Annotated in this window: 6 protein-coding genes; all 6 read right to left on the bottom strand. The window is 44.5% G+C overall.

From position 1 onward, the window contains the following. Nucleotides 1-311, bottom strand: a 311-nt coding sequence (locus KGY70_13140; GenBank protein MBS3776132.1) for a DUF5009 domain-containing protein, incomplete at its 3' end; no start/stop codon positions are given. 44 nt (nucleotides 312-355) lie between these two features. Then, nucleotides 356-1378: a polysaccharide deacetylase family protein gene (locus KGY70_13135; protein MBS3776131.1), complete on the bottom strand. Its 1023-nt coding sequence runs from the start codon at nucleotides 1376-1378 to the stop codon at nucleotides 356-358. 321 nt (nucleotides 1379-1699) lie between these two features. Further along, the gene (locus tag KGY70_13130; protein MBS3776130.1) at nucleotides 1700-2635 is read right to left on the bottom strand and encodes a PKD domain-containing protein; all 936 of its coding nucleotides are present in this window, start codon (nucleotides 2633-2635) and stop codon (nucleotides 1700-1702) included. A 30-nt stretch (nucleotides 2636-2665) separates the two neighbouring features. Beyond that, complete coding sequence (locus KGY70_13125) at nucleotides 2666-3640, bottom strand: alpha/beta hydrolase (GenBank protein MBS3776129.1); 975 nt, start codon at nucleotides 3638-3640, stop codon at nucleotides 2666-2668. A gap of 12 nt (nucleotides 3641-3652) precedes the next feature. Then, nucleotides 3653-5305 (bottom strand): SusD/RagB family nutrient-binding outer membrane lipoprotein, encoded by a 1653-nt coding sequence (locus KGY70_13120; protein MBS3776128.1) that lies wholly within the window; start codon nucleotides 5303-5305, stop codon nucleotides 3653-3655. Nucleotides 5306-5324: 19 nt separating this feature from the next. Then, a partial coding sequence (locus KGY70_13115) for a SusC/RagA family TonB-linked outer membrane protein (GenBank protein ID MBS3776127.1) occupies nucleotides 5325-8481 on the bottom strand: 3157 nt, incomplete at its 5' end.

Raw genomic sequence — 8481 nt, 5'->3', positions numbered from 1 at the left:
ACCAAAATAACAGCACGTTTAATTACTTTCCGGTGAAGGGCGGATATTGGAACTCCCTTCTCAAACTTTCCCGTTAGGGCATAAGGTATAGCGGCACCGGCAATGAACATGAAAAGGGGAAAGATGAGATCATAAGCATGAAATCCTTCCCATTCCACGTGATAAAGCTGATTAGCCCACCAATCGGCCCACTGCCAGTCAGTAAACTTTCCGAGGGAGCGAAAAAGCATATCACCTCCAACAATCCAAAACATGTCAAAACCACGGAGTGCATCCAGTGAAAAGAGTCTTTCTTTAGCTGAGGTTTTCATAGATTGAAAATATTAAATAATGACCTCTTGTTGTATTATCAGATTTATGAATGATTATTCTTACGTTCCCGGAACCTTTTCATAATTTCCTTCCAATTTGCGAAAATAATCCCCTGCTGCTTAAAAAAATCTTGAAGTTCAGGATCACCAAACATCTCCTTCTCCCATACCCTCTGCTGCCAGGAACCCGTGATATTCTTCAGATTTTCGGATTGTACTGACGGGTGAAAAATGATTTCCGTCAATCCGGGCCTGAGATTCCTGACCAACTCCTTAAAGTTGGCAACTTTTTCTTCATAAGTTGAGCCTTTTGGGACGCTGGTAAAATTGTCCACTTTGGGCATTGAATAGTTTTTAACAAGCTGAATCACCTCCTCATTGATTGGATATCCTTGCTCTCTGTATTTATCTGCAACCCGGGGATCGGAAAGATCAATGACATTGGCTGGTATTCCGTATTCTTCAGCTACACTGAAAAAAGCCTTCACATATTCAGGGGTGGCATAAAGAGTCCCCATATGGGTATCAATATGATCAGGCTTATAACCCAGTTCAATGGCTTTTTCGATCTGTGCACGGATCTCCTTTTCCACCTCTTCTGCAGTGGCATGCTCAACAACCTGAGGCACGTTATCCCATAATTTCCCCTCAGGATCAATCAGTCCGGGCACTTCATCCGGATCACTTACCGATCCCCACCGCCAGGTTTCCCATTCACTTGTGTGCGTCAGATGCAATCCAACATCTTCCCCCGGATGATCTTTGGCCCAGCGGATCATTGGTTCGGCGGCAGGGCAAGGCATCATAACAGCAGTGGACTGTATCCAATCCTTTTCAAGCATTTCTTTGATGGCTTCGTTGGCTTCATTGCACATACCGGCGTCATCCGCATGAAGAACAAGCACCTTTTTACCTGGTGGATAACTAAGTTTCTTTGCCCAAGTCTTCTTCGAATTTTCCTTTTCTTCTGACTTATCGTCGGGGCGAATACAAGAAGAAATGGTAGAAGTAAGCAACAAGAAGGAGGTTAACAAAACAAACAAATATTCTAATCGATAGAGTTTCATATCTTTCATATTTTATTATTAAATTTTATTTAAAAATCTAACCCGAATTATTCAAGAATAATTCTGACGCTATTGAAAAACCTAGCTTTTTGCTTCATTTTTTTTGCAAAAAGCTGGTTTTTCTAATGCGGGGTTGCCTGCCCACCGAAGCTAGCGCAGGCGGGCCTGCATCCACCCCACAAACCATCCCGCATTCACAAACTTCGCTCCGTTCGTTTGTAAATAATGCAGGCTAAAAAGGCGCTACGCGACTTTCTTAACGAAAAGTCAACAAAATTATCGGAGGCTGATTTGTTTTTTCCCATGATTGTAATTCAAACATCACCTTACAGCTTCAAATGTCAGCACAAGTGCATGAGTATTCATCGGAAGATGATCGGGCGAGGCTGCCATAAACATAGTAAGCTGCATAGCATTATCGCTTATACTGTTTAAAATAACCTTGCTTTGAAAATCATTGAATCCCACAAATCCATTGCCTGAGAAATCAAGTGTACTGACACCACTAAATGTTACTTCTCCGCCAGATCCATAAACTGACGGAACAGCAAAGTTTTCCTCTTCGACATATGTAAATGTAAGATCATCATCAGCCGTGTATGAGGCAACACAGAGTCCGAAATCTGCACCGCCGGCATTTATAATGTCCTCACCTCCGGCGGTAACCATCTGGTAAACATAGCCGCTGAAAGCGTAACCATGATCCTGTGAATCCGGTATATAACCCTGGTCAAAGAAAAATGTATAGGTGGTCTCATACACCTGGGGCATACCCAAAGACAAATTGAACACACCCTGAGGAAGTGGCTGCTCAACAACGGACAGGCCGGCATCTGCATTTGCCAGTTTATCTGATGGCGGGTGGTCTGCCGTTAATTTCCATGTTTTCCCTTCTGTTGCAGTGGGCCCGCCGGTAAGCAACACATAAGGGGTAAGTGCTACACCAATACTGTCTTCATCAACTGCAGTATTACCATCGCTACCGGTTGCAGTCAGTACAACATCATAATACCCTCCGTTTTCATATACATGAACAGGGTTCTTTTCGGTACTTTCCTGCCCGTCGCCAAAGTCCCAGTGCCAGCTGACAGCACTGTGGGTCAAGGCATGAAATGCAACCTGCTTCCCGTCAATGCTGTAATGGACCAGCGCTGAAAGCGGAAATGTTTCCTGTGTTTCCTCTTTATCACAGGATGATAAAAAGCCAACGGCCAGGATAATAAACATTAAAACAAATAAACGTGGTTTTTTTTCCATAATTGAAATTTTTAAATGTTTGGTTTAATATTACAGATATGTTTTCAAGAAGATATCCATATAGTGCCGGCAATATTCATTTACTTTTTCACCTATATCCATAGCATGCGGCCATCCTTTAAGGCGGTGATATTCATGTGTAACCCCTGCCCTGGTTAACCAGTTGTCAAGTGAATCTGCCTGGCTGACCGGCACAAGGGAATCAATGGTTCCGTGAAATGTAAGTGTGGGTGGATCGTCCGGTGTAATATATGTGCGCGGTGAAACATCACGGTAAAAATCCGGCGCTTCGTTATAACTTTTACCGATAAACTCCGTAAGCGGACCGGATTCACGGGCAAAATCAACGGTGAGGTCAACCGGGCCGTAAAAGTTAACCACAGCATTCACATTAACTCCGGTTTCATAGTTGCAACCGGAATTGAATAAAGGATGGTCAGAGGCATAACCTGCAAGCATAGCCAGATGTGCCCCGGCTGAGGCGCCAACCAATGCAATCCTGCCGGGATCGATTCCATATTCGCCGGCATGTGTACGGATCCATTGAATGGCACAAAAAACATCCTGAACAGCAGCGGGGAAAAGAGCAACTTTTGACAGGCGGTAAGAAACCGTTAAGGTAACGTATCCCTTCATTGCATAGTCAACAAGATATGGCAGGTAATCCGACCTTTTTCCTGACTTCCAGGACCCGCCGTGAATAAAAATCACGACGGGAACCGGATCAGCCAGTTTCTTTAATCTGTAAATATCAAGCTTTAAAGAAAGGGAATCGACCTGTTTATATTCGATATCACTATACACCTTCAACTCTTCGGGAATAGCAGGCTCCATGTCAATCAGATCCAGCCTTCCCAGCGCATAAGCAGCTTTCAGAAAAAACTCGCTCCTGTATCCCTTCGGTGCCTCAGGTCCACCTCCTTCTTCAGAGCCTTGTTCCGATAAAAACGGCACAATCAACAGAATTAATAAGAATGCAAAAGTCAGCAAAAACAGTTTCTTCATTTCATGCTGGAATTACCACGGTTTACCTGTTCCCTGAAGCAGCCAGAATTTGGACCAGGCACTGTTTTTACCGTCAGGTGCTGTAAAATCAGTTGTTTCAAGGTTATTGATCGCTGCCTGGGCATTCTCATAATTAAGGGCTATTTCATCGTTTAAATGATAATAAAAGCGCAACGGAAGTGCCTGCCTGATTGCTGCCTCACCTGGTTCCAGGTCAGGTAAGCCCGTTCTCCTGTAATCGAACCAGGCCTCGGCTGCAGCAGACCAGCTTGCTATCCATTTTTGCTCAATAAGCTCTTCCAGTCCGCCAAAAGGTGCATTTGCAATATAGTTCTCGTATTCATTACCAACATTCCATGCATTAAGCGACTGCTTTACACCTTCATTATAATGTGTTTGAGCATCTCCAGATATCCAGCCCTTCATTGCTGCTTCGGCAAGAATAAAGTGTACCTCTGATGCAGACATCATTCTGGCAAGTAGCAGCGGACCGGAAACATCCTTATAGATATCGTTTAACATAGATACGTGAGGATTGTAAGTTCCCTGGTCAATATTTGGATTTAAATTATAAGTAGATGCTCCGGTTGCTGCAGGAGGAAGGCCCACATATTCTTCATCATAATTTAATGGCGCTCCGACACCAGCAAGATACGCGTCAACAACATTTTGTCCGATATATCTCTTACCGTCAACTATTTCATCCCTGTCGGGATTGGCAGGGTCGAGTACAAGCGGTATTTCAATTTTATTGGCCCACACCCCCAGCCTGGGATCATCCAATGCCTGCAGGGCTTCCACCAGGGTAACACACAACTTTTTCCTGTTATACTGGCCACTCGGGTCAATGTCAAAAACAGTATTGGTAGGCCACGCATTTTCCGGGGAAGAACCAATATATTCCATGTTGGCATCATCATTATAACTTGTTATCAAAGGATAATCTGAGGGGTTACCGTAAATATTGCTTATCCCCTGTTCTGCAACAGAAGGTTCCTTTTCGGAAATTCTCATATAATACCTCAATGCAAGGGAATTGGCAAACTTCCTCCATTTTGCAGCATCTCCCCGGAACAACACATCCTGGGTTGCATTAATGCTTTGATAAGCTCCCTGACTTTTGGACAATAAAGTGTTTGCTGTTTCCAGGTCGGAAAGGATACCCAGGTAAATATCTCTCTGGGGATCAAACACCGGGCTGAAAAACTCACTGCCCCCTTCCCCTTTCACTGCCTGGGAATATGGCGCATCACCATAAAGATCGGCTATCAACCCGAAAGTATATGCCTCCATCACCTTGGCTACTCCTTGGTGAAATTCAAGATCTCTCTCAACAGCTTTTTTATAAAACTCATCTATATTTCTTAAGATATTATAATAAGTGCGCCAACTCTTACTTTCGTTATCCCATTCATAACTGTTATGACTGCCGCTCCATCCATCTTTCTGGGTATGCTGCATAACTCCGGCAATATCGCCAAACCCCAGGTCCACAACATTCTGGCCCACACCGGTTATTATTGTAGCCATTAACAAATTAGGATCGGCCTTTTGCGGATCGACACCATTGGGATTGATATTGATCTCTTCAAGGTCATGGCAGGAAACAGAAAAAACAAGTACCAGGGCCAGAAGTATTTTAAAGCTATCTTTTATTCTATACATAATTTTAACTTTTTAGTTTCTAAAAATTAAGGTCTAATCTAAAACCAATGGGAATTACACGCGGGTCAACATTGTATCTCTCTATTCCCTGCTTGAACTGCATGCCCCTGTTACCAGTGCTGGATTCTGCCTGGTAAGCCCTTTCAGGATCAGTGCCAAAATCCGAATCCTTGGTCCACAACATTATATTACGGCTGTAAACAGAAATACTGGCGCTTTTAACCCGTAAACTGTTTGCAATACTTTGCGGCAACTGAAAGCCAAGGGAAACTTCACGTAATTTAATATAATCTGCATCAAAGACATTTTGGGTCCCGAAATCCCAGGGATTACTTAATATGTAAGGAAAAATATTTGTCCCCTCGTTTCCAAGGTTTTCACGCACCAAAATAAAATTCCCATCATCATCATGATAACCAAGCACACCGGGAGAGAACAATCCATCATATACTGTAATACCGCTTAGTGCTTCGGGAAATCCGCCATAATCAGGGGTTGGTCCACCAACCAGAAGCATTTCCTCGGTCTTTACCAGCCAGTCATCATTTGCTACCACCCAGTCACGAAGCTCTTTTCCAAGTCCGCGATCGCCCGGATGAACCAGGTTATTATCAAGCCAGGTTTGAGTTTGAGCATGATTTCCATAATAGCGATATGTCTGTGAAACATACTGGCCACCGGACCTCCAGTCAAATGTGGCACTCAGTGTAAAGTTTTTAAAGCGAAGCTGCGATTGCAGCCCCATTATAAAATCAGGATTGTAATTCCCGATCAGTGACGGTTCTTCTTCCGGTATCCAACCATTGCCAGTAGCTGTACTCACAATAGGATATCCGTAATAGGGGGAGTTTTCATCGGTAACTTTTTTCTTAAGTGGCGCGTAAAGGTTACCAACCAGCCCGTTATGTCCTGCTTCGGGATCATAGGCGTACCCCCTGGCATCCATCTTGTTGTCACCCCAGAATTGAATAAATTCAACTCCTTCGGCAAGCTCCCTGATTATTGTTTCGTTCTTTGTGAAATTAATATTCAGGTCCCAGTTCCAATCATTTGTCCGAACAGGTGTGACTCCCAGCATTAGCTCAACACCTTGGCTATCAAGCAACCCCGTATTCAGTTTTATGTTACTGAACCCCGACGAAGCTGCAAGAGGAATATTACCAAGTATCTGGTTGCGGTTCTCTACCTGGTAATAGGTACCGTCAAACCTGAGCCTGTTGTTAAAAACACGTGCCTCAACTCCTATCTCCTTTGAGGTGGCCTGCTCCGGCTTAAGATCGGGAGTCAACAGGGTGCCGGGCTTATTAAGCCTTATTGCATCGCCCCACTGGCCCGAATCGCCGTAAACAGAGGTCAGGCTGTAGGGTGATGTGTCGTTACCCACCTGTGCCCAGCCTCCGCGAAGTTTAAGCATGTTTACATTCCGGCCTAAATCAAAAGCCTCGTTTACCAGAAAACTGAGTGAGGCAGAGGGATAAAAATAGGAGTTATTCTCAGCCGGCAAAGTGCTGGACCAGTCGTTTCTTGCTGTCAGGTCAAGGTAAACCATATCCCTCCACCCGAAATTAGCAAGACCATATACGCTGTTGACAGCCCTTTCGTACAGGGCGGAACTGTAATTCAGCGAGGCCGAACTTATGTTCTGTACCGTGTAAACATTGGGAACAATAAGTCCGCTACCATTCTTGGCTGAATTGCTGGAGTTGGAACTCCTTGAATAAAGAATATTCCCTCCCCCTGAAGCTGAGAAATAAAAGTCTTCCCAGTCCCTGGTATAGGTTGCAAGAACTTTCATGTTTGTTTCAAGCCGCCCTAAATTGGCAATACCATAAGTACCGTTATTTGGCTCCCTGCTGTACCCCGGTGAGATTTTTGTTTCACGCACCTCATCACTCCGGTTCAGTGAATAGCGCCCCATTATGCTGAAGGAGGGAGAAATTTCCCAGTCAGCTACCATGTTACCGAATATAGCGTTTCTGTCAAAGCTGTTATTCACTTCATGGGCAAGAAAATAAGGATTCTCACTATAAGCAGGAGAAATGGTAACCACCTCTAGTCCTTCCGCGCCAGGAACCCAGTAATCAGATAACTCTTCAATGGGAATGTTATTGGGCGTTTGATAGGCCCATTGCAAAGGATTGGTTCCCCTGTTGCTCGAAGGCCTGTTATCCGCACCAGTATTTGAAAAATTGATATCGGTGCTTATTGTCACATTTTCAAATGCCCTGGAGGAGGCAGATAACACAAATGTATTTTTACCCAGGTCAGAATTTGGAATTAACCCGCCGTGGATCATGTTTGTTATTCCCAGCCGGAAATCAATAAGTTCAGTGCTGTTTGACACCGATACCCCGTTGGTGGTGGTAAAACCGGTATTCACAAAATTTTTGATATTATCAGGATAAGATACAAGTTCAATAGGAACACGCTCACCGTTTGCATCAAGGGGAGAGTGCCATTGCGGGGCCCAGTACCCTTTGTCCAGTTCCGAGCCCGTATTGCCCCTTGAATCGCTGTAGGGCAATACTCCTCCTCCGATATCTTCCGGCCTGATAGGAAAATATCCGGGTCCAAATTTCTTTGTAATATCCAGAAAACCATGGGGAATATCAAATACTGTATTTGATGTAACCGACACCTCCAGTCCATCCCTGTCTCCTGCCTGTTTGGTCGTTATAAGCACAACCCCGTTACCGGCCCGTGTCCCGTATAAAGCCGCTGCACTGGGACCTTTTAATATCGATACATCCTGAATATCTTCGGGGTTCAAATCGGAAATCGCATTCCCGTAATCCACAAGGTTACGATCGCCAAAACCTCCGACATTATTAACCGTATTAAACATCGGAACGCCATCGACAACAAAAAGAGGCTGGTTATCTGTGCTCAGGGATGTGGCACCCCTGATAACCATACTAACCGATGAGCCTGCGCCACCTGTAGAGTTAATGGTTACACCCGTTACCTTACCTGCCATTGAATTCAATACGTTCTCCTGGGCAACCCTTGTCATCTCTTCACCGCTGACCTCTTCAACGGAATACCCAAGTGATTTCTTTTCTCTCGAAAGACCCAGTGCCGTAACCACCACTTCATCAATCTCTTCGACAGATGGTATTAATTCTACATTAATCTTCTGTCTGCCTTTAATTTCAAGGCGCTGTTCCTGATAGCCC

This window comes from Bacteroidales bacterium (genome assembly GCA_018334875.1).
Taxonomy (GTDB): Bacteria; Bacteroidota; Bacteroidia; order Bacteroidales; family UBA12077; genus JAGXLC01.
This window is presented reverse-complemented; position numbering and strand designations above follow the sequence as displayed.

Bases quoted from the DNA above. Each gene is read 5' to 3' on its own strand.
- KGY70_13135 (MBS3776131.1), bottom strand. From the start codon at position 1,378: ATGAAACTCTATCGATTAGAATATTTGTTTGTTTTGTTAACCTCCTTC.
- KGY70_13130 (MBS3776130.1), bottom strand. From the start codon at position 2,635: ATGGAAAAAAAACCACGTTTATTTGTTTTAATGTTTATTATCCTGGCC.
- KGY70_13125 (MBS3776129.1), bottom strand. From the start codon at position 3,640: ATGAAGAAACTGTTTTTGCTGACTTTTGCATTCTTATTAATTCTGTTG.
- KGY70_13120 (MBS3776128.1), bottom strand. From the start codon at position 5,305: ATGTATAGAATAAAAGATAGCTTTAAAATACTTCTGGCCCTGGTACTT.